Origin of the sequence: Thermosynechococcus sp. PKX95, from assembly GCF_031583295.1 — a bacterium.
Lineage (GTDB): Bacteria > Cyanobacteriota > Cyanobacteriia > Thermosynechococcales > Thermosynechococcaceae > Thermosynechococcus.
In genome coordinates, this window is the sequence record NZ_CP134171.1 from 2,289,676 (window position 1) to 2,315,922 (window position 26,247).

At 54.0% G+C, this 26,247-nt stretch carries 25 protein-coding genes and 1 tRNA gene; 20 read left to right on the top strand and 6 right to left on the bottom strand.

Going from position 1 to position 26,247, the window contains the following annotated elements; all coding sequences use genetic code 11:
• Positions 1-23: 23 nt before the first annotated feature.
• From RHH81_RS11250 to uvrC, 8 genes are all read left to right on the top strand, one after another.
• Positions 24-758 carry a 16S rRNA (uracil(1498)-N(3))-methyltransferase gene (locus tag RHH81_RS11250; RefSeq protein WP_206200246.1) on the top strand — a complete coding sequence of 245 codons (735 nt, stop codon included), beginning with the start codon at positions 24-26 and terminating at the stop codon, positions 756-758.
• 56 nt (positions 759-814) lie between these two features.
• Complete coding sequence (rpsL, locus tag RHH81_RS11255; protein WP_149819523.1) at positions 815-1,219, top strand: 30S ribosomal protein S12; 405 nt, start codon at positions 815-817, stop codon at positions 1,217-1,219.
• Between the two features lie 71 nt (positions 1,220-1,290).
• Positions 1,291-1,761 (top strand): 30S ribosomal protein S7, encoded by a 471-nt coding sequence (rpsG, locus tag RHH81_RS11260; protein WP_149819525.1) that lies wholly within the window; start codon positions 1,291-1,293, stop codon positions 1,759-1,761.
• 74 nt (positions 1,762-1,835) lie between these two features.
• On the top strand, positions 1,836-3,911 hold the full coding sequence (gene fusA / locus RHH81_RS11265; RefSeq protein ID WP_206200247.1) for an elongation factor G: 2,076 nt from the start codon (positions 1,836-1,838) through the stop codon (positions 3,909-3,911).
• A 17-nt stretch (positions 3,912-3,928) separates the two neighbouring features.
• Positions 3,929-5,158, top strand: coding sequence for an elongation factor Tu (tuf, locus tag RHH81_RS11270; RefSeq protein ID WP_149819529.1), 1,230 nt, complete (start codon positions 3,929-3,931; stop codon positions 5,156-5,158).
• Positions 5,159-5,257: 99 nt separating this feature from the next.
• Complete coding sequence (rpsJ, locus tag RHH81_RS11275) at positions 5,258-5,572, top strand: 30S ribosomal protein S10 (protein WP_149819531.1); 315 nt, start codon at positions 5,258-5,260, stop codon at positions 5,570-5,572.
• Positions 5,573-5,602: 30 nt separating this feature from the next.
• The gene (locus RHH81_RS11280; protein ID WP_310743063.1) at positions 5,603-7,378 is read left to right on the top strand and encodes a PDZ domain-containing protein; all 1,776 of its coding nucleotides are present in this window, start codon (positions 5,603-5,605) and stop codon (positions 7,376-7,378) included.
• 13 nt (positions 7,379-7,391) lie between these two features.
• A complete protein-coding gene (gene uvrC / locus RHH81_RS11285; RefSeq protein WP_310743064.1) occupies positions 7,392-9,278 on the top strand; it encodes an excinuclease ABC subunit UvrC in 1,887 nt (628 codons plus the stop codon).
• A gap of 52 nt (positions 9,279-9,330) precedes the next feature.
• On the opposite strand, the gene RHH81_RS11290 is transcribed toward uvrC, so the two are convergent.
• The 4 genes from RHH81_RS11290 to RHH81_RS11305 all read right to left on the bottom strand — a co-directional run bounded on the left by RHH81_RS11290 (position 9,331) and on the right by RHH81_RS11305 (position 11,547).
• Positions 9,331-9,402, bottom strand: a tRNA-Gly gene (locus RHH81_RS11290).
• A 53-nt stretch (positions 9,403-9,455) separates the two neighbouring features.
• Positions 9,456-9,788 carry a P-II family nitrogen regulator gene (locus RHH81_RS11295; protein ID WP_181494899.1) on the bottom strand — a complete coding sequence of 111 codons (333 nt, stop codon included), beginning with the start codon at positions 9,786-9,788 and terminating at the stop codon, positions 9,456-9,458.
• Between the two features lie 40 nt (positions 9,789-9,828).
• Complete coding sequence (locus RHH81_RS11300) at positions 9,829-10,953, bottom strand: sodium-dependent bicarbonate transport family permease (protein WP_310743065.1); 1,125 nt, start codon at positions 10,951-10,953, stop codon at positions 9,829-9,831.
• Between the two features lie 261 nt (positions 10,954-11,214).
• Entirely contained in the window at positions 11,215-11,547 is a 333-nt protein-coding gene (locus RHH81_RS11305; RefSeq protein WP_315863381.1) for a YnfA family protein, read from the bottom strand.
• 54 nt (positions 11,548-11,601) lie between these two features.
• Between RHH81_RS11305 and RHH81_RS11310 the strand changes: the two genes are divergently transcribed.
• The 5 genes from RHH81_RS11310 to RHH81_RS11330 all read left to right on the top strand — a co-directional run bounded on the left by RHH81_RS11310 (position 11,602) and on the right by RHH81_RS11330 (position 16,502).
• Positions 11,602-12,591, top strand: a complete 990-nt coding sequence (locus RHH81_RS11310) for a succinate dehydrogenase/fumarate reductase iron-sulfur subunit (protein ID WP_310743067.1) — start codon at positions 11,602-11,604, stop codon at positions 12,589-12,591.
• A 57-nt stretch (positions 12,592-12,648) separates the two neighbouring features.
• Positions 12,649-12,807, top strand: a complete 159-nt coding sequence (locus RHH81_RS11315; protein ID WP_206200252.1) for a chlorophyll a/b-binding protein — start codon at positions 12,649-12,651, stop codon at positions 12,805-12,807.
• 3 nt (positions 12,808-12,810) lie between these two features.
• Positions 12,811-13,884 (top strand): ATP-binding cassette domain-containing protein, encoded by a 1,074-nt coding sequence (locus RHH81_RS11320; RefSeq protein ID WP_310743068.1) that lies wholly within the window; start codon positions 12,811-12,813, stop codon positions 13,882-13,884.
• Positions 13,885-13,978: 94 nt separating this feature from the next.
• Complete coding sequence (gene sds, locus RHH81_RS11325) at positions 13,979-14,950, top strand: solanesyl diphosphate synthase (protein WP_011057594.1); 972 nt, start codon at positions 13,979-13,981, stop codon at positions 14,948-14,950.
• Between the two features lie 190 nt (positions 14,951-15,140).
• Positions 15,141-16,502: an LCP family protein gene (locus RHH81_RS11330; RefSeq protein ID WP_206200255.1), complete on the top strand. Its 1,362-nt coding sequence runs from the start codon at positions 15,141-15,143 to the stop codon at positions 16,500-16,502.
• Here the strand turns inward: RHH81_RS11330 and RHH81_RS11335 are convergent.
• Positions 16,499-17,155, bottom strand: coding sequence for an ATP-dependent Clp protease proteolytic subunit (locus tag RHH81_RS11335; RefSeq protein WP_206200256.1), 657 nt, complete (start codon positions 17,153-17,155; stop codon positions 16,499-16,501). The two genes, RHH81_RS11330 and RHH81_RS11335, sit on opposite strands and share 4 nt — an antisense overlap.
• A gap of 106 nt (positions 17,156-17,261) precedes the next feature.
• Here RHH81_RS11335 and RHH81_RS11340 point away from each other — a divergent pair, with 106 nt between their 5' ends.
• The 7 genes from RHH81_RS11340 (at position 17,262) to RHH81_RS11370 (ending at position 24,011) form a co-directional block, all read left to right on the top strand.
• Positions 17,262-18,101, top strand: coding sequence for a prohibitin family protein (locus RHH81_RS11340; protein ID WP_206200257.1), 840 nt, complete (start codon positions 17,262-17,264; stop codon positions 18,099-18,101).
• 133 nt (positions 18,102-18,234) lie between these two features.
• The gene (gene lysA, locus RHH81_RS11345) at positions 18,235-19,587 is read left to right on the top strand and encodes a diaminopimelate decarboxylase (protein WP_206200258.1); all 1,353 of its coding nucleotides are present in this window, start codon (positions 18,235-18,237) and stop codon (positions 19,585-19,587) included.
• 20 nt (positions 19,588-19,607) lie between these two features.
• A complete protein-coding gene (gene cdaA / locus RHH81_RS11350; RefSeq protein WP_206200259.1) occupies positions 19,608-20,486 on the top strand; it encodes a diadenylate cyclase CdaA in 879 nt (292 codons plus the stop codon).
• A 22-nt stretch (positions 20,487-20,508) separates the two neighbouring features.
• Entirely contained in the window at positions 20,509-21,258 is a 750-nt protein-coding gene (uppS, locus tag RHH81_RS11355) for a polyprenyl diphosphate synthase (protein ID WP_310453608.1), read from the top strand.
• Positions 21,259-21,316: 58 nt separating this feature from the next.
• The gene (gene upp, locus RHH81_RS11360) at positions 21,317-21,979 is read left to right on the top strand and encodes a uracil phosphoribosyltransferase (RefSeq protein ID WP_149819559.1); all 663 of its coding nucleotides are present in this window, start codon (positions 21,317-21,319) and stop codon (positions 21,977-21,979) included.
• A gap of 3 nt (positions 21,980-21,982) precedes the next feature.
• A complete protein-coding gene (gene thrB / locus RHH81_RS11365) occupies positions 21,983-22,888 on the top strand; it encodes a homoserine kinase (RefSeq protein WP_310743069.1) in 906 nt (301 codons plus the stop codon).
• Between the two features lie 52 nt (positions 22,889-22,940).
• Positions 22,941-24,011, top strand: coding sequence for a RuBisCO accumulation factor 1 (locus tag RHH81_RS11370; protein WP_310453609.1), 1,071 nt, complete (start codon positions 22,941-22,943; stop codon positions 24,009-24,011).
• A 7-nt stretch (positions 24,012-24,018) separates the two neighbouring features.
• Here RHH81_RS11370 and RHH81_RS11375 read toward each other — a convergent pair whose 3' ends face one another.
• Positions 24,019-26,247, bottom strand: coding sequence for an AAA family ATPase (locus RHH81_RS11375; RefSeq protein ID WP_310743070.1), 2,229 nt, complete (start codon positions 26,245-26,247; stop codon positions 24,019-24,021).

The window sequence follows — 26,247 nt, forward strand, 5'->3', positions numbered from 1 at the left end:
GAGTTTGACGAGACTCTCATTACATGCGATCGCCCCAGCGGTTAGTCGTCTCACCCTCACAAATCCAAGACCGACAGGTGTGGCTCACTCCTGAGCAAGTCCACTATCTCCGCCATGTCCTGCGCTTAAAAGATAACGATGTCATCTCGATTTTGGATGGCCAAGGACAGCGATGGCGGGGCACGCTTGGTGTGAATGGGCAGACTGTCGAATTATTGGAAGCTGAAAAGCAAGAGACGGAGCTCAGTGTAGAAATTATTCTCTGTCTAGCTCTACTGAAGGTGGCAAACTTTGAGCAAGTGCTGCAACAGGCAACGGAATTGGGGGTCAAGCGTATTATTCCGATTCAAACAGCGCGATCGCTCCTGCAACCCAGTGCCAATAAATACCAGCGTTGGCAGCGCATTCTCCAAGAGGCCGCCGAGCAAAGTGAGCGTCTTTATGTCCCCACCCTCAGTGATCCCCTCTCCGTTGCCGAAATGGTCAGCCTCACCCCCAAGGGCTACATTGCCAGTTTGAATGCCTCACAGCTCCTGTGGGACTGCTTGCCCCAAATGAATCTATCTCAGCCAATTTATCTGGCGATCGGACCCGAGGGGGGATGGACAGCCTCAGAAGTGGAGCAAGTTTTGGCCGCTGGTTGGCAAGCATTTTCCTTGGGGCGGCGTACCCTGAGAGCCGTCACCGCCGCGATCGCCAGCCTGACCTTAGTGAGCCATTACACTGAGAGGCACTGCGCAACGGCACAACAGCATTGACAACGCCACGGCTACCTCGATACACTAGAAGTTCGGTGAAATTAACGTAAGCAGCAATGCCCACCATCCAGCAACTGATCCGCCAAGAGCGGGAACTGTTGAAAAAGAAAACAAAATCTCCTGCCCTCAAAAGCTGCCCCCAACGGCGTGGGGTATGCACACGGGTTTATACCACAACCCCCAAAAAGCCCAATTCTGCCCTGCGCAAAGTGGCACGGGTACGTCTCACCTCTGGCTTTGAGGTCACCGCCTATATTCCGGGAATTGGCCACAACTTGCAGGAGCACTCTGTAGTCATGATTCGCGGCGGTCGGGTTAAAGATTTGCCCGGTGTGCGCTACCACATTATCCGTGGCACGTTGGATACCGCTGGCGTCAAAGACCGTAAACAAGGTCGCTCCAAGTATGGTGCCAAGCGTCCCAAACCCGGTGAGGCTGCTGCTACCGGCAAGAAGAAATAATTTCCGTTCTCCTATCTCCTTGAGTCCACCCTTGAAATCTTGAACTTCACTAGAGCAAACAGTAAACACCTATGTCTCGTCGCACTCGCGCTCAAAAACGGCCTACTGCCCCTGATCCCGTCTATAACAACGTGCTGGTGAATATGTTAATCCAGCGGATTATGCTCAATGGCAAAAAATCCCTTGCCAGCCGCATTGTCTATGACGCGATGAAAACCGTACAGGAGCGCACCGGCGAGGATGCTCTGCAAATTTTTGAGCGTGCAGTAAAAAATGCAACGCCCCTAGTGGAAGTGAAAGCCCGCCGTGTGGGGGGTGCCACCTACCAAGTGCCGATGGAAGTTCGTCCCGATCGCGGCGTCGCCTTGGCTTTGCGCTGGTTAGTGCAATTTTCCCGCAAACGAGCCGGTCGTTCGATGTCCGCCAAGCTGGCCAATGAATTGATGGATGCCGCCAACGAAACCGGCAGCACCATTCGTAAACGGGAAGAAACCCACAAAATGGCAGAAGCCAACAAGGCCTTTGCCCACTATCGCTACTAAACCGTCACACGGTTCAAGAGTTGGATACAATTATTTAAGAATTCTAACGTAATGCAACAAACAAGGAGGTAGCTGTGGCACGGACGACCCCGCTAGAGCGAGTGCGAAACATCGGGATTGCCGCTCACATTGATGCGGGTAAAACAACCACAACTGAACGTATTCTTTTCTATTCCGGTGTGGTGCACAAAATTGGCGAAGTGCACGAGGGTACCACGGTTACCGACTGGATGGAACAGGAGCGGGAGCGGGGCATCACCATTACAGCCGCCGCCATCAGCACCTCTTGGAAAGACCACCAGATCAATATTATTGACACTCCCGGCCACGTGGACTTCACGATTGAGGTGGAGCGCTCCATGCGGGTTCTCGATGGGGTGATTGCGGTATTCTGCTCCGTCGGTGGTGTGCAACCCCAGTCAGAAACCGTGTGGCGGCAAGCCGATCGCTACAGCGTCCCGCGCATCGTCTTTGTCAACAAGATGGATCGCACTGGGGCAAACTTCTACAAAGTCTATGACCAGATTCGCGATCGCCTGCGGGCAAATGCTGTGCCGATTCAGTTGCCCATTGGTGCTGAAGATCAGTTCAAAGGCATCGTTGATCTGGTGCGGATGCGCGCCAAAATCTACAAAGACGACCTTGGCAAGGAAATCGAAGACACTGAAATTCCTGCCGAGATGACTGAACTGGCGGAAGCGTATCGCACCAAGCTCATCGAGGCAGTTGCCGAAACCGATGATGCCCTCATGGAAAAATACTTTGAGGGGGAAGAACTCACAGAAGAGGAAATCCGCGCCGCCCTACGCAAAGGGACGATCGCTGGCACCATTGTGCCGATGCTCTGTGGCTCCGCCTTCAAAAATAAAGGCGTGCAATTGCTCCTTGATGCCGTGGTGGACTATCTGCCAGCGCCCATTGACATTCCAGCGATTAAAGGTCATCTGCCCGATGGCACAGAGGTAGAGCGGGCTGCCGACGATGATCAACCCCTAGCGGCATTAGCCTTCAAAATCATGTCGGATCCCTATGGCCGCCTCACCTTCGTGCGCGTTTATTCTGGTGTTCTCAAAAAAGGCAGCTATGTCCTCAATGCCACTAAGGGCAAGAAAGAGCGCATTTCTCGTTTGATTGTGCTCAAAGCCGATGAGCGGATTGAAGTAGATGAACTGCGAGCCGGCGATTTAGGAGCTGCCTTGGGTCTGAAGGAAACCTTCACGGGGGATACCCTCTGCGATGAAAGCTCGCCCGTGATTCTTGAATCGCTGTACATTCCAGAGCCAGTGATTTCCGTGGCTGTGGAACCCAAAACCAAGCAGGACATGGAAAAACTCTCCAAAGCCCTGCAAGCCCTCTCTGAGGAAGACCCCACCTTCCGCGTCAGCGTTGATCCTGAAACCAACCAAACCGTAATTGCGGGGATGGGGGAACTGCACCTCGAGATCCTTGTGGATCGGATGCAGCGGGAGTTCAAAGTGGAAGCCAATATTGGCCAACCCCAAGTGGCCTACCGCGAAACGATTCGCAAACCCGTCCGTGCCGAAGGCAAGTTTATCCGTCAAAGTGGCGGTAAAGGCCAGTATGGTCACGTTGTGATTGAAGTAGAGCCTGCCGAACCCGGTACTGGGTTTGAATTTGTCTCCAAAATTGTTGGTGGTGTCGTTCCCAAAGAGTACATTCCACCCGCTGAGCAGGGGATGAAGGAAGCCTGTGAATCGGGGATTTTGGCAGGGTACCCAGTGATTGACCTCAAGGTCACATTAGTGGATGGCTCCTACCACGAGGTTGACTCCTCAGAGATGGCCTTCAAAATTGCTGGCTCCATGGCCATTAAAGAGGCAGTAATGAAAGCCAATCCGGTGCTGCTGGAGCCAATGATGAAGGTCGAGGTCGAGGTTCCAGAAGAATTCCTTGGGACAGTGATGGGAGACCTCATTTCCCGTCGCGGTCAAATTGAGGGACAAACCGTGGAAAATGGCATTGCCAAAGTGACGGCAAAAGTCCCTCTCGAACGGATGTTTGGTTATGCCACTGACATTCGCTCGAATACCCAAGGTCGGGGAATTTTCTCGATGGAATTTAGCCATTACGAGGAAGTCCCCCGTAATGTGGCTGAGGCGATCATTGCCAAAAATAAAGGGAACGCATAGTCTATACGAGGAACAACATGGCACGCGCTAAATTTGAACGAACCAAACCCCACGTTAACATCGGTACGATTGGTCACGTTGACCACGGTAAAACCACACTGACCGCAGCCATCACCATGACATTGGCTGCCCAAGGGAAAGCCCAGGCTCGCAAATACGATGAAATTGATGCTGCCCCTGAGGAAAAAGCCCGTGGGATTACCATCAACACGGCTCACGTGGAGTATGAGACTGAAAAACGTCACTATGCCCACGTGGATTGCCCCGGCCACGCTGACTATGTGAAAAACATGATCACGGGTGCCGCCCAAATGGACGGTGCTATTCTCGTGGTGGCCGCTACTGATGGTGCGATGCCCCAAACCAAAGAGCACATTCTCTTGGCTCGTCAGGTGGGGGTGCCCAGCATTGTTGTCTTCCTGAACAAAGTGGACATGGTGGACGACGAAGAACTGCTGGAGCTGGTGGAACTGGAACTGCGGGAACTCCTCAGCGAATATGAATTCCCCGGTGACGAAGTGCCCATCATCCGTGGTTCCGGTCTAAAAGCCCTTGAAGCCATGACCGCCAACCCGAAAACCCAACGCGGTGAAAATGAGTGGGTCGATAAAATCTACGAGCTAATGGATGCCGTGGATAACTACATTCCTACCCCTGAGCGGGATGTGGATAAGCCCTTCTTGATGGCTGTAGAAGACGTGTTCTCCATCACCGGTCGGGGTACCGTGGCCACGGGTCGGATTGAGCGGGGTCGCATTAAGCTCAACGAAACCGTTGAACTCGTGGGTCTGCGGGAAACTCGCACAACGACGGTCACCGGTATTGAAATGTTCAAGAAGAGCCTCGAAGAGGGGATTGCCGGTGACAACGCTGGTTTGCTCCTGCGCGGTCTGAAAAAAGAGGATGTGGAACGGGGAATGGTGATTGCCAAACCCGGCTCCATTACGCCCCACACCCAATTTGAGGGTGAAGTGTACGTGCTCACTGAAAAAGAGGGTGGCCGTAAAACCCCCTTCTTTGCTGGTTACCGTCCGCAGTTCTATGTGCGTACCACCGATGTGACCGGTACGATTACCTCCTTCACCGCTGATGATGGTAGCGCCGCTGAAATGGTGATGCCTGGTGACCGCATCAAAATGACCGTGGAACTGATCCAGCCCATTGCCATTGAGCAGGGGATGCGCTTTGCCATCCGTGAAGGTGGCCGGACGATTGGTGCGGGTGTTGTCTCCAAAATCCTGAAGTAGTTGATCTTATGGCCGCTAGCCTTTCTGTGGTGTTGGCGGCCTTTTTTGTCTGAATTTTGTCGGATTGTCTCTGAACCTTGACAAGTAAGGAAGATTCCTATGGCTGCTCTACAACAGAAAATTCGTATTCGCCTTAAGGCCTTTGATCATCGCTTGCTCGATACTTCCTGCGATCGCATTGTCGATACTGCAAAAAGAACCGGCGCTTCCCCCGTTGGCCCAATTCCCCTACCCACTCGCCGTCGAATTTACTGCGTTCTGCGATCGCCCCACGTGGACAAGGACTCACGGGAGCATTTTGAAACCCGTACCCACCGTCGCATACTCGACATTTACCAACCTTCACCGAAAACGATTGATGCCCTGATGAAGTTGGACTTGCCGGCGGGCGTAGATATTGAAGTGAAATTGTAAGCGTCGCCAAAGTTCACTACACTGAGGGGTATGACGCATACGATCATTCATCCTTCCCCCTCTGAGTCTTCTCTTCAGCCCCCTGCCATGGCCTACAGAATCAACTGCCAGCAGGGGCACACTCATCTTTTATGGGTAACGCTGCGGCTAACGGCACCGCAAACCGATGTTCTTGATCTGCACTTACCGGTGTGGACGCCGGGTTCCTACCTTGTGCGCGAATATGCGCGGCATCTTCAGGACTTTACGGTAACGGCCGCTGACGACACTCCTCTTGAGTGGTGGAAGTGTTGTAAAAATCAGTGGCAGGTGGCTTGCACCCCCGGTCAAGAACTGGAAGTGCGCTATGCCATCTATGCCCATGAACTCTCGGTACGCACAAACCACTTTGATAGCAGCCATGCCTACTTCAATCCGGCAGCGGTCTGCCTCTATGTGCCAGAATATCGCGATCAGCCCCTAACAGTAACGATTGTGGCACCGCCGGACTGGCGGGTGACGACTCCGCTTGAACCCTTTGGCGAGGATGGCTTCACCTTTTGGGCAGCAAATTACGATCTGCTGGTGGATAGCCCCTTTGAGGTGGGTACCCACCCTGTTTATGCCTTTGAGGTGGACGGTAAACCCCATGAATTGGCGGTGTGGGGCAAGGGCAATTTTGAGCCGCAGCGGGCGATCGCCGATATGCAGCGGATCATTGCCACCGAGGCAAGTCTCTTTGGCGGCCTGCCCTACGATCGCTATGTCTTTATTTTGCACCTTACCCACAAGGGCTACGGCGGTCTGGAGCATCTCAATAGCTGCTCGTTGATCTTCCATCGCTTTGGCTTTCAGCAAGCGGAGCAGTATCGCCGCTTCCTCTGTTTAGTGGCCCATGAGTTTTTCCACCTCTGGAATGTCAAGCGGATTCGACCCCAAGCCTTCGAGGTCTTTGACTACGACAGTGAGAATTACACCACCAGCCTTTGGTTTGCAGAGGGAGTGACCAGTTATTTCGATCAACTGATTCCCCTATGGGCAGAATGCTTTGATGCAGAGGCCTATCTTAAACTACTGAGCGAAAGCCTCAATCGCTACCTACATACCCCCGGTCGTTGGGTGCAATCCCTGAGTGCTGCTAGTTTTGATGCTTGGATTAAGCTCTATCGCCCCGACGAAAATAGCATCAATTCGCAGATGTCCTACTACCTCAAAGGGGAGTTGGTGGCACTGTTGCTGGATTTGCGGATTCGCCTTAATTTTAATCACCAGCGATCGCTCCTCGATGTCCTGCGGCGGTTGTGGCAGCAGTATTGCGAGACAGGTCAGGGCTATACCCCCGATGAGCTGTGGGAAACGATTGAAACCGTTGCCGATGAAAACTTGGCGGCATGGCACGAGCAGTTCATTGAGGGAACCGTAGAACTCCCCCTTCAGGAGTGGTTGGGCAAAGTCGGGCTGGAACTAGTTCCCCAAGACGCGCTTCCCTATACGGGACTTCAGTTCAAGCAGGAACACGGCGCTCTGCAAATCAAGGCAGTGCTGCGGAACTCCCCGGCTGAACAGGCAGGCTTGGTGGCTGGGGATGAAATCATTGCCCTCAATGGGTGGCGCGTCAAGGCGGAGGACTGGTCAGAGCGATTGCGGGAATACCCAGTGGGAGAGACGATTCACTTGACATGGTTCCATGATCAGCAATTGTACTCAGGAACATTGATGTTGGGAGACCCTCAGCCCCGCTATCAGGTGCAGTGCCGTGCCGATGCCACGCCGAGTCAGCGGGCACATTTGGAGGCTTGGTTAGGAGCCACAGCGGCAAAGCTCTAGGGGAGGTGGCAGCATGCTTCAGCCCTTGATTCAGGATCGCGATCGCTTGGAACAGATCTTGCGGCAACTGCCCTTGACTCCCGGCGTTTATTTTTTCAAGGACAAGACGGATCAAATTCTCTACATTGGCAAGTCCAAACGCCTGCGATCGCGGGTGCGCTCCTATTTTCGTGAGCCAGCCCAACTGGGGCCGCGCCTTGAATTAATGGTCTATCAGGTGGCGGACATTGAATTCATCGTCACCGATACGGAAGCCGAGGCCCTTGCCCTCGAAGCCAATTTAATCAAGCAGCATCAGCCCCACTTCAACGTTCTCCTCAAGGATGACAAGAAATATCCCTACGTCTGTATTACGTGGTCAGAACCCTACCCCCGCATTTTCATTACCCGCAAACGCCAATTGGGTAATGTCGGCGATACTCGCAGTGATTCCCCCAAGGATCGCTACTATGGCCCCTATGTCGATAGCTTTCGCCTGCGCCAAACCCTTGCCCTTGTGAAGCGGCTTTTTCCGCTGCGGCAACGTCCCCGCCCCCTCTTTAAGGATCGCCCCTGTCTGAACTATGACATTGGCCGCTGTCCGGGGGTCTGCCAAGGGCTGATTTCACCGCAGGAGTATCGGCAAACGCTGCACAAGGTGGCCATGATCTTTCAGGGACGCACAGGGGAACTCGTGGCACAGCTCCAAGCACAAATGGCGCAAGCGGCGGCGGATCTGAATTTTGAACTGGCGGCACGACTACGGGATCAAATTCGTGGCCTTGAGCATTTAGGAGTGGATCAAAAGGTGTCCTTGCCGGACGATACGGTGTCACGGGATGCCATTGCCCTTGCCCTCGGCGATCGCCATGCTGCCATTCAACTCTTTCAAATTCGTGCGGGTCGCTTGGTGGGACGTTTGGCTTTTGTTGCCGATGCTCAAAGTGGCAGTGTGGGCACGATTTTGCAACGGGTGCTTGAAGAACACTATGCCCAAGTGGATGATGTAGAAATTCCCAGTGAAATTTTGCTGCAACATCCCCTCCCCGAGGCGGATCTGCTGCGCACATACCTGAGCGAAAAGAAAGGCCGCGCCGTCACCCTCACTGTCCCCCAACGCCAAGCAAAAGCCGAACTGATTGCCATGGTGCAGCGAAATGCCGAACTGGAACTCGCACGCATTCAACAGGCCAGCGATCGCACCCAAACGGCTCTTGAAGATTTAGCCCAACTCCTTGGCCTTGACACCCTGCCCCACCGCATTGAGGGCTACGACATTTCCCACATTCAAGGGTCTGACGCCGTGGCCTCACGGGTTGTCTTTATTGATGGCTTGCCCGCCAAGCAGCACTATCGCCACTACAACATCCGCAACCCTGAAGTAAAACTTGGCCACTCCGACGACTTTGCCAGTCTTGCTGAGATTCTCCGCCGCCGCTTTGCCCCCTACCTTGAGGGCAAGGGTGACCCTCCAGAGGCTGATGACTGGCCAGATATTGTCCTTATTGATGGCGGCAAGGGGCAACTGTCCGCCGTGGTTCAGGTGTTGGAGCCACTCCTAGACGATCTCACCCTTCTCAGCTTGGCCAAACAGCGGGAGGAGATTTTCCTACCCCACCACCGCCAGCCTCTGCCGACCGATCCAGAGCAACCGGGGGTGCAATTGCTACGCCGCGTCCGCGATGAGGCTCACCGCTTTGCCCTGAACTTCCACCGTCAAAAACGCGCCCAACGCCAACGGCGATCGCACCTCGACCAAATTCCCGGCTTGGGCTATCAACGCCAAAAGGAACTCCTCGCCACCTTTCGTTCCATTGACTACATCCGCATGGCCACGCCCGAACAGTTGGCGCAGGTACATGGGGTCGGCCCCCGTCTAGCGGAAAAAATTTACCGCTATTTTCATGCTGATACCGATTAGCAAAGAGCTAAGTGCTTTTCAAAAAAAGAGGGCGATCGCTTGCTATTTCAAAAGCGGGTAACGCGATTCGAACGCGCGACATCAACCTTGGCAAGGTTGCGCTCTACCACTGAGCTATACCCGCAACAGATTCTTAGCTTAGAAAATTAGGGGGCGTCTTGTCAAGCCCCAGAAATTTCAGCAACCCTCAGGACCACAAAAGCTGTGGGCGTACAACACTTCGGCATCGTAGATGTAAGCAATGCCTGCATAGTCGTTGAAAAACTCGACTGCCACCCGATCCACAATTTTTTCGGCCATTTCCCGTGTCTGGGTGAGTACCTCAAACTTGATATTGGCTTGGGTATCGGAAACGCTGGGTTGACCAGAGGAGCGCACATTGCGACTCCCTTTGCCGCCGGTTTCCATCACGGTGTAGCCAGTCGCCCCGGCCTCATCAATGATTTGGGCAATTTTTTTCAAGAGAATCTTCTCGGTCACAATCACGAGCTTCTTTGCTGGCTTGGCCATTCTGAGTTCCTCCTTGAGTGAAATTGGCGCGTTTGGGTCACTAGCTGCCGCCCATGATTGCTTGGGCAAGGCCAAGGTAAAGCGGAATTCCTAGGCCGATGGCAATGGGAGTCCCGATCGCGGTGGAAGCACCAATATAGGCGGAAGGGTTAGCGGAGGGAATCCCTGCCCGTAATGTTGGCGGCCCAGAAATATCGGAACTAGAGCAGGCAATCACGGCTAGAATCACCACACCCCCAAGGCTAAAGCCAGTGACATAGTGGGCAATCATTCCCAAACCAAAGGCAATCAGGCCATGAACGAGGGGCGCCACCACGGCATAGACCACATACCATTGAGCAACTTTACGCAACTCACCCAAGCGTGACCAAGCCTCCATCCCCATAACGAGCATCAACACCGAGAGTAAACCGCGAAACAGAGGGTTGTAAAAACTCTCATAGACACTGTCGGGACGGGTAAAGATGCCCAAAGCAACACCCAGCAGCAGTGCCGAAAGGGCTGCTCCTTGCAGACTTTCTTTGACAATCGGCCAGATTCTGACTCGTTTGCTTTGTTGACTGCGGTACTCACTGGCACTGCTGGGGTACTCACTCGTGCTCCCAGCATAACCTGTGGCGCTCCTTGCACCCGCATAGGCACCAACGGCACTGAGGGAAGCCGGCGCCTTTTTCTCCTGTTTTTTCTTGAGGTAAATGCTGGCAACGACAATGGCTGTCACCAGAGCCGGAATATCCATGAACGGATACAGTGCGGGTGCCCAAGGTTCATAGCTAATTTTCTGCGCCTCCAGAGCCGTTAGCGCTGCTGCCATGGTCGAACCACTCACAGCCCCAAATAAACCTGCGGTAGCGATCGCGTCCACGGTTTTGACCTTCGGAAGCTTTGCTAAGGTATAACGGCCAATAAATACAATGAGAATCCCCATCGCCACAGCAAAGAGTGCTGGCAAGAGCATCTCCTGTAGGTTGGAACTGCGAATCGCAATCCCACCGCTGAGGCCGACTTTCATTAGCAACATAAAAATAATGAACTTATAGATGGCATCGGGAATCTGAAGTTGACTGCCCAGCGCTGCAATGACCATGCCCCCCAGCAAGAAGCCAAGGGTAGGCGACTGTAATTGCTTGACAAAATCTTGCAAAAACTGACCGAGAAAATCCACAGTACTATTCCTCCTTAATTATCAGGGGCTATCCATGGGGCTGTAGATGTTGAAGTTGATAGAAGACTATTTGGGCGATCGCCACCCCTGCATCCGTCGGTCAACGGCGCAAATATAGTCTTTTATCTATTCAAGCTTTTTGATTTGCTTGCCTTACTCTATAGTAAATTCTTCAGCAACACACACATTTAATAAACATTACTTTCAAATAGATTAAATAAGCCCAGCTTATAGAGTGACCTTGGGGCGATCGCGACGCTGTCAATGGCTTCTTGGCGCGTACATGATAATCAGCGTTCCTAGGAGGGCAACCCCAGCACCGAGCAAATCAAACTTATCGGGGCGCACCTTATCAATTCCCCAACCCCAAAACAGAGCCACCAGCAGGAAAATGCCACTATAGGCAGCCTGAACACGACCGAAATGCGCAGGTTGCAGCGTCGGTACCATGCCATACATAAAAAGGACGATCGCCCCCGCTAAGGCATACCCAATGCTTTTATGCTCCCGTAGCCACAGCCAGACAAGATAGGCTCCCCCCAGCTCTAGGAGGCCTGTGATCAGAAAGTAAAGTAGGGATTTTGCAACTTTCATCATCGCCGCAGTGCTTGCTATACACTGGAAACTACACTGGGCTGACGCCAGCATATGACAATTCAGTTGACGATTCGTCGCCAAGCACCCAACAAGAGCGCCTATTGGCAAACCTTTGAACTAGAGATTGATCCTTCCCTCACCATTCTTGATGCCCTCATTCAAATCAAGGGATACCACGACGGTAGCCTCAGCTTTCGCAAGAATTGTCGAAACACCATCTGCGGCAGTTGCGCGATGACCATTAATGGTCGTTCTGCCCTTGCCTGTCAACAAAGTATTCGCGCCGAGTTGGCCAATAGTCCTGTGCCCAACCAAATTGCGATCGCTCCCTTGGGGAATTTGCCTGTCCTCAAAGACCTTGTCGTGGACATGAGCGATTTTTGGCAAAAACTTTCAGCCGTTAATCCTTACGTGAGTACAGCGGCACGGCAAGTGCCTGAGCGGGAGTTTCTGCAATCCCCCAGCGATCGCGCCAAACTCAATGCCTCTGGCAACTGTATTCTCTGTGGTGCCTGCTACGGTGCCTGTAATGCGGTGGAAGTGAATCCCGACTTTGTTGGCCCCCATGCCCTTGCCAAAGCAGCTCGCCTTGTGGCTGATACCCGCGATAGCGAAACTGACCAACGCCTAGACCAATACAACACTACCACCAGTGGCGTGTGGGGCTGTACCCGTTGTTTTAATTGCAACACCGTGTGTCCCGTGGGCGTACAACCCCTCGATCGCATTAGTGAGATCAAGCAGGCCATTTTAGCCCGCTCAACAGGGGCAAGCCGCAATGAAGAGCGACCCCTCCGCCATCGGCAAGTGCTCTTGAAACTGGTGAAAGAAGGCGGCTGGGTGGATGAGCGACAATTTGGCCTCCAAGTAGTGGGCAATCGTTTTCGAGATCTCAAGGGTGTGGCAAGCCTTGCCCCCTTGGGCTGGCGGTTATTGCGACGGGGTAAGTTTCCGCTGCGATTTGCAAAGTCTGCTGGTCAAGCCCAAATTAAGGCAGTGATCACCGCCCTACAGCAGAAACAGCCGTCTTCTAAAATGTGAGTACAAAGTGAAGGCTCTATGCCAAGCTAAAGAAGTTGTTTTGCATACCTAAACACCATGAGTGAACCAACACCTGATGATTTGACCCCGCAATTTGGTTGGTCGCGCTATGCGGAGCTGATCAATGGCCGCTTTGCCATGGTTGGCTTTATTGCCCTGCTGGTGCTGGAGTGGGTCACTGGCCAAGATTTCTTTACGTGGGTGGGCTGGCGATAGGTTGTGGCGGCAACACTGCGCTTAGAGGGAGTCACGCGGCGATTTGCTCCAGGAGTGGGAATTGGTCCACTCTCTCTAACTGTGCCCGCAGGGGCGCTTTGGGTGATTGTCGGGCCTTCGGGTTGTGGTAAATCTACCCTGTTGCGGCTTATTGCTGGTCTAGAGCAGCCCACCAGTGGGGAGATCTCCATTGGCGATACCTGTGTCAATGGCCTGAGTGGGCGCGATCGCGATGTGGCAATGGTCTTTCAGAACTATGCCCTCTATCCCCACATGACCGTGGCCGAAAACCTTGGCTTTGGTCTGAAAATGCGCGGTGTTGATCCGGCCACACGGCAGCAACGGATTCTTCAAGTGGCTAAGCTACTGGGGATTGAGTCCCTGCTGCAGCGCAAACCGCGTCAACTCTCCGGTGGTCAGCAACAGCGGGTGGCCTTGGGAAGGGCCTTGGCGCGATCGCCCCAAGTGTTTCTCCTCGATGAACCCCTCTCCAACCTTGATGCCCAATTGCGGGAACAAACCCGTGCTGAACTGAAACAATTACATCAACAACTGGGCATTACCACCCTCTATGTCACCCATGATCAAGTGGAGGCCATGACCCTTGGCGATCGCATTGTGGTACTGGATCGCGGTCAAATCCAGCAAATTGGCACCCCTGCTGATCTCTACGACAAACCCGCCAATACCATGGTGGCGCGATTTTTGGGCACCCCGCCGATGAATTTACTGCCCGCTCGCTGGGATGGCAGCCGCCTGTGGCTAGCGCAGCAGCCCTTGCCCTGTCCAGACACCCCCCATTGGCCGCTAAAAAGTGAACAACCCCTCACCGTGGGCATTCGCCCAGAGCATTTGTCCATCAGTGAGAAGGGCTTAAGGGCGATCGCCACCCTCGTTGAACCCCTAGGCCGCGAAGCCATTGTCCGCTGTCGCCTCATGGATAGTTCCCAAGAACTGCTGTGGTTAGCCCCTAATCACCAAATCCCTCAAATGGGTGACCCTCTCCAGTTGCAGGCTCGTCATCTTTATCTGTTTGACCCTACGAGCGGGGTGGCTCTCAATTTTGAGCCTAGCTGAAAATTCATCGGAACCCTTACCCAAGATTGGAGGGTTCGCTTAGAATACAACTAGGATTCTGTAAAATTTCGTAACTTCTGCGGCCAGCCCGTCCATGACTTCGGTAACCTCTCTTTTTTCACCTGTCGAAGCGGATCTCTGTGTACTAACGGAGAACCTGAAGGCACTGATTGGAGCACAACACGCCGTACTCTCTGCTGCCGCCGAACATCTTTTTGCTGCCAGTGGAAAGCGCATTCGACCCGCCATTGTCTTTTTGGTGTCGCGAGCCACGCTGCCCGATCAGGGGATTACTCCCCGGCACTGCCGCTTGGCAGAAATTACGGAAATGATTCATACCGCCAGTCTCTTTCACGATGATGTGGTGGATCAAGCGCAACTACGGCGCGGTGTGCCCACGGTCAACAGTGTTTTTGGCAATCGGGTGGCCATTCAAGCAGGAGACTTTCTCTTTGCCCAAGCCTCTTGGTACTTAGCGGATTTGGATAACCTGCAAGTGGTGAAGCTCCTCTCCCAAGTGATCAAAGACTTTGCTGAAGGGGAAATTCGCCAAGGCTTTAACCGCTTTGACACCAGCATTACCCTAGACGACTATCTACTGAAAACCTACTACAAGACGGCTTCCCTCATTGCCAACAGTGCCAAGGCGGCAGCGGTTCTCAGTGAAGCGCCGCCAGAAACCATCGAGGCCATGTACACCTACGGCAAAAATTTGGGTCTAGCCTTTCAAATCGTCGATGACATCCTTGACTTCACCCGCTCCACCGCAGAACTAGGGAAACCCGCTGGCTCAGATCTGCGGGATGGCAACCTAACTGCACCGGTTCTCTTTGCCCTACCCAAAGCGCCCTACTTGCATACCCTCATTGAGCGAGAGTTTAGTGAAGAAGGGGATTTGGAAACCGCCCTCAACCTAGTGCGCCAAAGTGGTGCCATTGAAGACGCCCGCAATTTAGCCAAGGAATATGCCCAAGCGGCTCTACCGGCGCTTGAAGTGCTGCCTCCGTCGGAACCGCGTCAGGCCCTCAGCCAGTTGACCGATTATGTCCTTGAGCGGCTCTATTAAGCTGCCAGCGGCAAAATTTCCAATGCCCAGCGCATAAATTTCAGGAACTGGGCGAAAAACAGAAACAAGACTTCCATGAGGGAGTCCAATAGGTATAAGTGCGGGATCAGTAATCAATCCCCTACACTAAAGACAGGGATTGCGTCCACCCGACTAGCCCACGATTGGTTTTTATTTCGGGAGTGAGTTTGTGGCAAGAGGCGTTCAACAGCGTAAATCGGTGAGTTCTACTGTGGGTGGTCGGGGAAGGCAAAAAGTATCTCAAAAAAGCAAGGGTCAGCGATCGCGCCCTTCGCCATGGCGTACCCTAGGCTGGATTGCTGCCTTTAGTGGTGTGTCCTTGGTTTCTGCCTTTGCGGGCATGACATTTGTTTTGATGTCACCCTTTCAGGGCACGAACCATCGTGGCCAACGGGATCCCTCTTGGCTGGAAATGATGACACGGGGGTTCCAGTATGGCATGAGTCGGCCAGTGAACCTCTTGGTACTGGGGGTGGATAATGTCTTGGATGCCCCTGAAGGTTCTCCGAAACGGTTCCGTGGTCGCACGGATACGATGCTGCTGGCGCGGTTTAACCCTGAAAATGGCACGATTACGGTCTTGAGTATTCCCCGTGATACCCGTGTGGAAATTCCCGGACATGGCATCGACAAAATTAATGCGGCCAATGTTTATGGAGAGGTCGATCTAACGGTGCGGGTGGTCAGCGAAATCCTCAACTATACCCCCATTGATCGCTACATTCGCATTGATACAGATGCATTTCGAGAATTGGTGGATCTGGTGGGCGGTGTCGAGGTCAACGTGCCCAAGCGGATGGTTTATACCGATCACACCCAAAAACTTTACATTGATCTTCAACCGGGGCTGCAAACCCTGAACGGGGAGCAAGCAGAGGGCTTTGTTCGCTTTCGTTACGATGAACTGGGGGATATTGGTCGTGCCCAGCGGCAGCAAATGCTGATCAAGGCGCTGCAAAAGAAACTGGCCAATCCCGTCATGCTGACCCAGGTGCCGAAAATCTACAGCGTCCTGCAAAAATATGTGGATACGGATTTAACCTTTGCCGAACTGATGGCGATCGCCCAATTTAGTTTGCGCATTGAGCCAGACAACCTGCGTTTGATTCTGCTGCCGGGACGCTTTAGTGGTGATAGCTATGAGGTCAGCTACTGGCTTCCTGACTATGACCGCATTGATCGGGTGGTTGCTGAGCACTTTAGCGATCGCCCCTCAAAGCTGGTTGACCATACGTGGCGTGAAACAGGGACGCTACGCATTGCGCTGCAAAATGCCTCCGGTAGCAGTGACGCTGCCCAAGACATGGCGGATTTCCTCGCCCACCACGGCTATACCAATGTGATCATCAGTGAAGAGTGGTATCAGCAAACCCCCGAAACAGAGATTGTGGCACAGCAAGGGGATATTGGGGCTGCGCAAATGATTCGTTCTGTCCTTGGCATGGGGCGAGTATCCGCCAACTCCACGGGGGTGCTGTCTTCGGATATTACGATTCGCATTGGCCGCGACTGGGCAGCCGTCTTGCACTAGGTGAGAGTGGCGGGCAGTTTCTTGGTCATCGCTTCGGGTTCGAGGATGCGGTCAATAATGCCGTATTCCTTGGCCATTTGCGGCGTCATATAAAGCAGCCGATCCATATCGCGGGTAATGCGTTCGGGGGGTTGACCAGTATTTTGCGCCAAAATTTCCACCATCATTGCCTTATTGGCCAGAACCTCCTTGGCACGAATTTGAATATCGGTGGCCTGTCCTTGGGCATAGCTCTTGGTTTGGTGCAGAACAATCGTGGCGTGGGGTAAACTGGCTCGATACCCCTTTGTCCCTGCTGAGAGCAACATGGCGGCCATCCCCATCGCTTGACCAATGCAGATCGTATGCACAGGGGGCTTAATGTAGCGCATGGTGTCGCAGATGGCAAAGGCTTCTGTTTCAAAGCCAATGGGTTCGCCATCGTAGCGGGAGGTTCCCGTCGAGTTAATGTAAATGCGGATGGGTTTTTCGGGATCGTCGTATTGCAGATAGAGCAGTTCCGCAATGATCAGTTCCGTAACCGCTGGCACCAAAGGCATGCCGAGATAGACGATCCGCTCCTTCAACAGCAGTGAAGGGAGATCGGGGGGTGGGGTGCGATAGTAGGCATCACCATAGTAGGCCGCTTGGGCAGCAGTAAGGGGCAACCGCATAGGACGCTCAGCAAATGACAGACTATCTGTACTCTAGCAAGGAATTGCCTTCCGGATCGGCGGGAAGCACCGCCTATAATCAAAGCAGAAATTCAATTCTTGGGTCATGAATCAACTCCTCAGTTCGCGGCTCACCTCCTCAGTGGTGGCGATCGCCATTGTCTTGCTGGTTGTCCTTTTGAATGCCGTGGTGATTATTAATCCTGGCCAAGCAGGGGTGCTGAGTATTTTGGGTAAAGCTCAGGATACTCCCCTCCTCGAGGGCATCCACTGGAAACCGCCGTTTATTGCCAGTGTGGATGTCTATGACGTAACTGTACAGAAGTTTGAAGTGCCAGCGGAAAGTGCCACCAAAGATTTGCAGGACATTACCGCCAGTTTTGCCATCAACTTTCGCCTAGACCCCATGGCCATCGTGGATGTGCGCCGCACCCAAGGAACCTTGGAAAATATCGTGGCCAAAATCATTGCTCCCCAGACCCAAGAGGCCTTCAAAATTGCTGCTGCCCGTCGCACGGCGGAGGAGGCTATTACCAAGCGGGATGAACTTAAGGAGGATTTTGATCATGCCCTTGGCGATCGCCTAGCCAAGTACCACATTCTCGTACTGGATACCAGTGTCGTTAACCTTGACTTTTCGGAGGAATTTTCCAAGGCCGTCGAGGATAAGCAAATTGCTGAGCAGCGGGCACAACGGGCGGTCTATATCGCCCAAGAGGCGGCTCAACAGGCGCAAGCGGAAATTAACCGTGCCCAAGGGAAAGCGGAAGCCCAACGCCTCCTTGCCGAAACCCTCAAAGCTCCGGGTGGCCAGTTAGTGCTGCAAAAGGAAGCGATCGAAGCATGGCGTGAAGGCGGTGCCCAAGTGCCCCAAGTGATTGTGATCAACGGCCAAGAAGGGCTACCCCCCTTTTTCCTCAATTGGACAGGGACAGCAGCAAAATAGCTGAGGGACGGTTCGATGAACTACAGGTTCAGCAGAGACTCAACAGATGAAGAGAGCGATCGCCCAAATCCCCCTAGAATTAAGAATAGCGATTTGTTCTTTATATTCCCCTAATTTCTGCCGATACTGACCCATGATCTCCACCCCGCTTGCTGCCAATCAACAAATTTTACCCCTGACTGCGCAAACCAATGCCCGAGGCCATCTCACCATTGGTGGGTGTGATGTGGTGGAGTTAGTGGCTCAGTTTGGCTCTCCCCTCTACATCCTTGATGAGTTCACCTTTCGCACCGCCTGCCGTCAATACCAAGACACCCTCCAGCAGACCTACGGTGGTGAATTTTTGGTGCTCTACGCTTCAAAGGCTTGGAACTGCTTGGCCACCTGTGCCCTTGCCCACAGTGAAGGCTTGGGGATTGATGTGGCCTCCGGGGGTGAACTCTACACTGCCTTGAGTGCCGGCGTCCCCGCCAGCCACATTTACTTCCACGGTAATAACAAGTCCCCCCAAGAACTCCTCTATGCTCTTGAGGTCAATTGCACGATTGTTGCCGATAACTGGCTAGAACTAGAGCGCCTTGCTGCCTACGTTGAGGAGCATGATCTCTCGACCCCACCGCGCGTCATGTTGCGGTTGACACCGGGGATTGAATGCCACACCCACGAATATATCCGCACTGGACATCTAGACAGCAAATTTGGCTTTGACCCGCAACAGTTTCCAGAGTTGCTTCAGTTTGCTAAGGCGCATCCCGAACTGGACTGGGTCGGACTCCACGCCCACATTGGCTCACAGATTTTTGAGGAACAACCCCATTTAGACCTCTGTGATGTCCTTGTGGATTGGCTGGCTCAAGCCCGTGAAGCGATGCTACCCATGCGCGAACTGAATGTGGGGGGTGGTCTTGGCATTCGCTACATCGAGTCCGATAACCCGCCGGCGATCGCCCACTGGACAAAGGCCATTAGTCATCAACTGAGCCAAGCCTGTCAGCAACGCCATCTTCCCTTACCCAAACTCATCTGTGAGCCGGGTCGCTCCATCGTTGGACCTGCGGCAGTGACGGCCTACACGGTGGGCAGCCGTAAGGTGATTCCTGAGCTACGCACCTATATCGCTGTCGATGGGGGGATGTCCGATAATCCACGACCGATTACCTATCAGGCGCAATATACAGCCCTGTGTGCCAATCGCATGACCACTGCCGCCACAGAAACCGTGCGTGTTGCCGGTAAGCACTGCGAATCGGGCGATATTCTGCTGCCCCAAGTCACCCTACCCCCCCTGCAAGCCAATGATATTTTAGTGGTGGCCAGTACGGGTGCCTACAACTACAGCATGGCCTCCAACTACAATCGTGTGCCCCGGCCGGCGGCGGTGGTGGTCTGTGAGGGGGAAGCCAACCTGATCCTGCAACGGGAAACCTACGCTGATTTGGTGGCCCATGATGTCTTGCCCCTGCGATTGAGCACCCCCGCCCCCTAGGAGGTGACGAGCACGATGGGATGATAAGCCTCCTAGGTAACTTGTCGTGGCTGCTGCTGTCCTCGCAGACACTGGCCAAGGTGCGAACAGTCGTGGATGTGGTTTTGGTCTTGACCCTAACCTACGCTATTTTGCGGGTTGTGGCCGAGCGGCGAACCCTCTGGATGATACGGGGCTTTATCTTCCTCCTTTTGGCAACCTCCCTCAGTCGTGCCATTGAGCTACAGTTTTTGAGCTTTGTGCTGCACAACTTAGTGATTGGCTCTGCGGTGGCCTTAGCCGTTATTCTGCAATCGGAAATTCGCATTTTTCTGGAACAGTTGGGACGAGGACAGTTTTTCGGCTTTATGCAGCCCGTGGCCGAGTCGAGCCTGACCAATGATGCCGTTGATTTGATTGTGACGGCCGTGAAGGGATTATCTCAAGATCGTACGGGGGCACTCATTCTGCTGGAAACCCATACAAAGCTCAGCCCCCAAGATTTTACCCATGCAGGGATCGCCCTCAATGCCCGCCTTTCACCGGAACTCATTACCTCAATTTTTCAGGTGAGTTCCCCCCTGCACGATGGCGCAATTTGGGTGCGGGGGGCTGAAGTGATTGCGGCAAAGTTGATCCTGCCCCTCTCGGATCGCACGGGGCCTTGGCAGTTGGGCACTCGCCATCGCGCCGCCCTAGGGATTACCGAACGCATTAGCCACTGTGTCTGTGTAGTGGTCTCTGAGGAAACGGGGTCAATTTCCCTTGCCTTTAAGGGGGAGCTTCAACGTCCCCTCACAAGCAGTAAACTAGGGGAATTGTTGCGGCAATATGTGCAGGATCAAGGGACGGCAACTTCACAACCCCGTCAACGTCGGCACAGCTTAAAATTTTGGAAGACTGTATGGCCACTGCGCTAATTTCCGCCAATAGGATGTGTCCATGATGCTACAGCCCCATTCACTCATTGAGTTACCCGAAGATCTAGATCGCGATCGCCTACCTCGCCATGTGGCGGTGATTATGGATGGTAATGGCCGCTGGGCAAAGCAGCGCAATTTACCGCGAATTATGGGACACCAACGCGGGGTGGACACCCTCAAGGATCTGCTGCGCTGTTGCAAAGATTGGGGCATTGAAGCCCTGACCGCCTACGCCTTCTCCACAGAAAACTGGGGGCGCCCCCTGCCGGAGGTGGATTTTCTGATGACCCTCTTTGAGCGAGTGTTGCGGCGGGAGCTGGCGGAAATGGTTGCCGAGGGCGTGCAAATTCACTTTGTGGGTGACTTGGCGTGTTTGCCGAACTCCCTACAAGCGGAAATTGAGCGAGCGATGACCGCTACGGCCAATAACCAAAAAATTAAATTTGTGGTGGCAACCAACTATGGTGGGCGACGGGAAATTATCCACGCTTGCCGTTCGATTGCAGCCCAAGTGAAAGCGGGACGCCTTGACCCCGCCGATATTGATGAGGTACTCTTTGAACGCCATTTGTACACGGGCGGCCTACCGGATCCCGATTTGTTGATTCGCACCAGTGGCGAGATGCGCGTCAGTAACTTTTTGCTGTGGCAGGTGGCCTATTCAGAAATTTACGTCACCAAGACCCTCTGGCCGGATTTTGACCGCGCTGCTTTCCATGAGGCGCTCCGGGATTACCAACAGCGACAGCGGCGATTTGGCCGTGTCTAAAAGGGACGATTTCAGTGGAGAATAGGAAAGCTCGCCGGGTACGTATTGGAGCGATACTGTGACCCCCCAATTGCGCATTTATGTCCCCCCTCATCCCCTCATTCAACATTGGCTAACGGTGGCTCGCGATCGCAACACGCCCACCCCTCTGTTTCGCGTAGCCATGACAGAACTAGGTCGCTGGTTGGCCTATGAGGCGGCGCGGGAATGGTTGCCAACGGTGGAAACAGTGGTTGAAACGCCCCTTGCCCCCTGTGCAGCGCTGGTGGTGAATCCGCAAGTACCCGTCGTGGTGGTACCCATTCTGCGGGCGGGTTTGGCCTTGCTCGACGGTGCCCAAGGGGTCTTACCGACAGCAAAGACGTACCACTTAGGGATTGTGCGGGATGAGGCCACCCTTGAACCCAGTTGCTATCTCAATAAGTTGCCCCCGCAGTTTGACCCGCAAACCCGTGTCCTGATTAGTGAGCCGATGCTGGCGACGGGAGGTTCAATCATGACAGCAATGCAGGAACTGGTGCAGCGGGGGATTGACCCAGCCTTGGTGCGAATCATTTCCGTGGTCACTGCGCCGCCAGCTTTGCAGAAACTCGGTGCCCATTTTCCCGCAGTGCAAGTCTATGCAGCCACGATTGATGAGACAGTGAATGAGCAGGGCTTTATTGTGCCTGGCTTAGGGGATGCGGGGGATCGCGCCTTTGGTACCGGGGAGGAAGTGTAACCGATGATGACAGTGGTGACTGTGCCAGCAACAACGGCTAATTTGGGTCCGGGGTTTGATTGCTTAGGAGCCGCTCTGACCCTCACCAATACGTTCACCTTTTCCTTGAGCGATCGCCCCCATGTCAATGTGCGGGGCACTGAGGCAGCCGGTGTCAGCAGTAGCTCCGACAATTTGGTCTATCGTGCCTACCACCGTCTCTATCAATATCTAGGGCGTGAAGCCCCACCTGTGTATTTAGAGATTGATCTGGGGGTTCCCCTCGCACGGGGCCTCGGCAGTTCAGCAACCGCAATTATTGGCGGCTTAGTAGGGGCCAATCGGCTGGCGGGCTTTCCCCTCAGTCATACCGAGGTTCTGGAATTGGCCATTGAAATGGAAGGCCACCCCGATAATGTGGTGCCGGCCTTGCTAGGGGGCTGTCGTCTTGCTGTCCAAGGGAGTGCAGGGGGATGGCATTGGCTAGAGATTCCTTGGGATCAGGATGTGGTGCCGATTGTGGCGATTCCAGACTTTGAGCTAGCCACGGAAACAGCGCGGCAAGTGCTGCCCCCCCACTGTACCTACGGTGATGCAGTTTTTAATATCAGTCACCTTGGTGCTCTGCTGCGGGGTTTGGAAACGGGTCAACGGGAGTGGCTGCAACTGGCCTTGGGCGATCGCCTGCATCAACCCTACCGCCAAAGTCTGATCAAAGGCTATACCGACCTCCACAGGGCGGCTCTTGAGGCGGGTGCCCACGGTTTGGTCATTAGTGGCGCAGGACCCACGCTTTTAGCCCTCGGGGATCCCGTTACCGCTTCCGCCATTGCCACTGCCCTCAAGAAGACTTGGGCAAAGTTTGATGTGCAGGCACGGGTGGAGGTGCTGGCCATTCAACGCCAAGGGACAACGGTGCGCGATCGCTAGGCAATCTTAGGCAATTGTATAGCATGCTTCCCTGTCAATAGGAGGTGATTAAATGAGTCAAGAACAGGATGCCCTGACAACGGAAGTGCTGCAACGCCTACGCCGCAAGGAGGGCACTTGGCAGGATTGGGGAGCCGGATGCCAGCAACTGCAAAAACAAGGGCTATCTCCCCAAGCGATTTTTGAGGCCACGGGCATTGAACCCATCCACCAAAATCAACTGATCATTGCCCTGCAAGTGAGTCAGAGCCTGCGCGAGGCGCCGGAAGCGGTGCGTGCCTATTTTCAAACGCGGGGCAGCGATCTGCTCTATGAACTGCGGGTGTTGTCAGGGAGCGATCGCCTTGCAGCAGCCACACTCATTGTTGAGAAACAACTGGATGTCACTGCGGTTCATGAGGTCTGCCGTGCCCTCAAGGCCGTGAGCTATCAAAAGGATGAGAGTGCAGGTTTTGGTGAGAGTGTGGGCGATCGCATTGGTCGCTACTATTGGCAACTGGCGCGGCAGCAACGCGATTTAGCCCAGCGATCGCGCCTCATTGCCCAAGGCTTTCGCTTTGTTGAATCCGCCACAGGTCGCCAAGCGCTTGAAAAACTGCTGACGGACTTTACCGTGGTTCCCGCTGCTAGCCAACCCCGACTCCCCCTTTACCGCTTGGATTCCGCTGAAGACCTGCCCTACCTCGTTCCGGTCGCAGGAACAGCCCCGCTCGCTGCTGCAGCCTTTAATCAAGTGCCCCAGTTAACTTCTACAGGCGCCTTGCAATTAGTCGCTGTTCCTCAACCCATGACCCTCGTGGCTCTCCCCAGTTGGCAGGTTCTCCTGAATGCTGTTGACCCAGTCGCGGTGCTTTGGCCAGTGGCAGACCTACCCGCAGAATTACCGCCTACGCCTGAGGGACTCCCCATTGAACAAGTGCTCCTGATAGTGGATCGTGGTCTTCCAGAATGGGATCGCGATCGCTATCTGTTGATTGCACCTGCGGCCAGCGATCCTGTCCAACTGGCTTGGTTTCCTGAACCCCCTACAGCGCCAATTCTTGGCCAACTCCTGCTCGTCTTACGCCCCCCCCAAGTACTGGATGAGAGTATCAACAAGGAACTTTGGTTCTTTGAGGAATAGCTTAACCTTAGGCGAGATTCACCACAACGCCCAGAGCGCTACCACGCCCCAAACTGTAATCTGCCAAGGCTAGTCGCACAGGCTGCTGGGGTGCCTTCAGATTCACTACCACAAGGGTCTGATCCACCAGTCCCGACCAGAGTTTGGCATCAGCAAAGTTGGCCAAGGGGGGTGTATCCACAATCACCAGATCAAAATAGTTTTTCAGGTGAGCCATGAACTGTTTGAGCGTGTCTTGGCTGAGGAGCCGCATCGGCTGTTGCCGCAACTCACCAGCGGTTAAAATTGCCAGACCGCGCCGCGCCTGAGCAACGCTATACCAGTGCCGCCGATGAATTAACCAATCCGCCAAGCCCTGTTCATTCGTCAGGCCGAGATAGCGGTGAATCTGGGGTCGCCGTAAATCCCCATCAATCAGCAGAACCCGCTGCCCCGTGCCTGCGGCAGCAAGGGCAAGATGCAGAGCAACGGTGGTGCGCCCATCAGTGGGTAGGGCTGAAATCACGGCTAACGAATGCCCCAAACCCACGGCCTGGAGGTTGGCAAACACATGGTGAAAGGTTTCCTGAAACTTCACCCATTCCCCGACAAAGGGTAGGACTTGAGTCACCTGCCACAGCCCTGAATTGCCCTTCACCGCGCGCTCTAAGCGGAGATTGGTTTGGGGGGTTGCCTTGGGAATTTTGCCAAGGAGGGGCAAGCCGAGGGCATCTTCCACTTGGGCTGGACTGACAAACGTATTGGCGGCTGCATCTGCAACATAAGTAGCCAGAACCCCCAACACAAGGCTGGCGATCGCCCCTAGCACCAACAGCAGTAAGCGCGGGAAGGTGGGTTGGACAGCGGGATTCTCTAAATCCGTCAACACCTGCCACGCAAAGTGATTCTGCGCCAGTTGTAGTTGCACTGCCTGTCGGGCTTGATTGAGCATCTCAAGGGAGAGGTTGGCCGTCCGAATCCGATGTTCAAGGCGATCAATGGCGGGGAGTTGGCTACTCAGTTGTTGTAATTGTTGGGCAACCGCCGCTTGGGGGGCTGCAAGCTCAGCATCATAGCGCCGCTGGTTTTCGTATTCAATCCACGCCGTAATGTAGTTGGTAATCAGCGTTTGTGACACTGTTCCCTGAAAGCCTAGAGCCGTGGGGTTGTCCACTTGATATTGCTCACCAATCACTTGGCGGGCGATCGCCTGCAATTGCTCCACCAAAACTCGCCGCTGTTCCTCAAGAGCTTGGATAACGGGTGTCCCTTCCCGAAAAATGGCTAGATTCTTGGCAATTTCTTGATCCAGTTCTTGAATGCGTGCCAGTTGTTGCTGATAAGCAGGGGAGGTACTTAAGTTCGCTGCTGCTAGGGCTTCTGCGGGCGTCATCTTGAGTTGTTCTTGAAACCCTTGAAAACGACCGTAGGCTTCCACGGCCTTCAGGCGAGCCGCTTGGCGCAGGCTATGGATTTGGCGATACTGTTCTGTTAAAAAGCGCAGTTGTTCTGAGGGTTGCAGGCTCGTGCCTTGGGGTTGGCTGGCTTGGAGTTGCTGCTGGAGTTGCTCTAATTCTGTAAGGTGCTGATTGATGTCTTTGTCCAGTTGCTCTAGGGTGCGATTGAGTTGTTCTTGGCGATCGCGCTGACTGTAGTCAACAAACGCCTCTGCCACGGCCTTTAATACTGCGGTCACGATTTCTGGCTGGCGATCGCGATAGACCACTTCTAGTACTTTTGTTTGGGTCGGCAGTTGCTCTGTGGCGGAACTAACCACTGGTCGAATTTCCAGATGCTCAGCTAAGACCCGCGTGGTCAAATGAGGATACTGCTGTTGTAGTTTCTGGGCAATGGGAGCTAGTACTTTGTCACTTTCTAGAACGAGAATCTGCGACCCCACATCCACTGGAGGGGGTGTGGTTGGCGGCGGGGAGGGGAGGGTACTGGCAATGCCATCACGGGGGGTCAGGGTTGGCGCAGGCTGTGGTTCCTTCACTGGTTCCATCAGAAGGCGAAAATAGGCCTCGTACATTTCGGGTTGCCAGAAAACATACCCCCCCATGACCAAGAATGAGAGTAAAACCGTTCCTGACAGTAGTCGCCACCGTCGCCGACAGCGATCGCTAAAAGCTTGCAGCCCACCCTTTTGAGAACTCTTTCTGGTGCTGAACCGTGATGGATTTCGCTGGCGATCGCCCGCAGGACGCGCTTCGCGATCAACGACCCGTAAATTGGGTATCTTTTGTGGGAGCGACAT

Excerpts from the sequence above, each read along its gene's own strand:
- thrB (WP_310743069.1), top strand. The coding sequence starts at position 21,983 with ATGATGACAGTGGTGACTGTGCCAGCAACAACGGCTAATTTGGGTCCG.
- RHH81_RS11315 (WP_206200252.1), top strand. The coding sequence starts at position 12,649 with ATGAGTGAACCAACACCTGATGATTTGACCCCGCAATTTGGTTGGTCG.
- RHH81_RS11375 (WP_310743070.1), bottom strand. The coding sequence starts at position 26,247 with ATGTCGCTCCCACAAAAGATACCCAATTTACGGGTCGTTGATCGCGAA.
- cdaA (WP_206200259.1), top strand. The coding sequence starts at position 19,608 with ATGATAAGCCTCCTAGGTAACTTGTCGTGGCTGCTGCTGTCCTCGCAG.
- RHH81_RS11280 (WP_310743063.1), top strand. The coding sequence starts at position 5,603 with ATGACGCATACGATCATTCATCCTTCCCCCTCTGAGTCTTCTCTTCAG.
- RHH81_RS11250 (WP_206200246.1), top strand. The coding sequence starts at position 24 with ATGCGATCGCCCCAGCGGTTAGTCGTCTCACCCTCACAAATCCAAGAC.
- RHH81_RS11335 (WP_206200256.1), bottom strand. The coding sequence starts at position 17,155 with ATGCGGTTGCCCCTTACTGCTGCCCAAGCGGCCTACTATGGTGATGCC.
- RHH81_RS11310 (WP_310743067.1), top strand. The coding sequence starts at position 11,602 with ATGACAATTCAGTTGACGATTCGTCGCCAAGCACCCAACAAGAGCGCC.
- rpsG (WP_149819525.1), top strand. The coding sequence starts at position 1,291 with ATGTCTCGTCGCACTCGCGCTCAAAAACGGCCTACTGCCCCTGATCCC.
- uppS (WP_310453608.1), top strand. The coding sequence starts at position 20,509 with ATGATGCTACAGCCCCATTCACTCATTGAGTTACCCGAAGATCTAGAT.
- rpsL (WP_149819523.1), top strand. The coding sequence starts at position 815 with ATGCCCACCATCCAGCAACTGATCCGCCAAGAGCGGGAACTGTTGAAA.
- lysA (WP_206200258.1), top strand. The coding sequence starts at position 18,235 with ATGATCTCCACCCCGCTTGCTGCCAATCAACAAATTTTACCCCTGACT.
- RHH81_RS11295 (WP_181494899.1), bottom strand. The coding sequence starts at position 9,788 with ATGGCCAAGCCAGCAAAGAAGCTCGTGATTGTGACCGAGAAGATTCTC.
- rpsJ (WP_149819531.1), top strand. The coding sequence starts at position 5,258 with ATGGCTGCTCTACAACAGAAAATTCGTATTCGCCTTAAGGCCTTTGAT.
- uvrC (WP_310743064.1), top strand. The coding sequence starts at position 7,392 with ATGCTTCAGCCCTTGATTCAGGATCGCGATCGCTTGGAACAGATCTTG.
- tuf (WP_149819529.1), top strand. The coding sequence starts at position 3,929 with ATGGCACGCGCTAAATTTGAACGAACCAAACCCCACGTTAACATCGGT.
- RHH81_RS11340 (WP_206200257.1), top strand. The coding sequence starts at position 17,262 with ATGAATCAACTCCTCAGTTCGCGGCTCACCTCCTCAGTGGTGGCGATC.
- sds (WP_011057594.1), top strand. The coding sequence starts at position 13,979 with ATGACTTCGGTAACCTCTCTTTTTTCACCTGTCGAAGCGGATCTCTGT.
- RHH81_RS11305 (WP_315863381.1), bottom strand. The coding sequence starts at position 11,547 with ATGAAAGTTGCAAAATCCCTACTTTACTTTCTGATCACAGGCCTCCTA.
- RHH81_RS11370 (WP_310453609.1), top strand. The coding sequence starts at position 22,941 with ATGAGTCAAGAACAGGATGCCCTGACAACGGAAGTGCTGCAACGCCTA.